Below are 400 nucleotides of genomic sequence, written 5' to 3'. Positions count from 1 at the left end.
TTGAAAAACAGATAGAATTACAACCCTCAGAAAACCTTGACTCGGAAACAAATTCTTCGGAACAGAACTTGAGTGAAGAACAAAATAATGAAAGACTGTTTTTAAAAGTTAACTCTTCGGAACAGAACTCAAGTGAAAGAAAAGGCAACGTGTGTCCTGGAGATATACCTGAAGTAGACGTATATAACTGGACAGACACCCAGGGGAACGAGTCGATAATATCTATAATAAAAAAGGAGAAAAATAGCTGGAACAATATGAAATTCATATTGTCATACCCTTATTCCCTTCGTTCATTTTATACAGTAAATGAGAGTATAAAGTTAAGCTACGATGGACCTGAAACTTTAGGACAGCAGAATGTGGATATATACCTCATCAAGGAACACAGCCCGAGTTC

The 400-nt window shown here is 36.5% G+C and carries 1 protein-coding gene; it reads left to right on the top strand.

What is annotated here, in order from left to right:
* Window positions 1-68: 68 nt before the first annotated feature.
* Window positions 69-400 (top strand): TIGR04279 domain-containing protein (locus ASJ81_RS15610; protein WP_212556093.1); only part of this gene is annotated, 332 nt, incomplete at its 3' end.

Origin of the sequence: Methanosarcina spelaei (assembly GCF_002287235.1) — an archaeon.
In the GTDB taxonomy this organism is placed as follows: domain Archaea; phylum Halobacteriota; class Methanosarcinia; order Methanosarcinales; family Methanosarcinaceae; genus Methanosarcina; species Methanosarcina spelaei.
The sequence above is the reverse complement of the archived record's forward strand: the minus strand, read 5'-3'. Positions and strand labels throughout refer to the sequence as shown.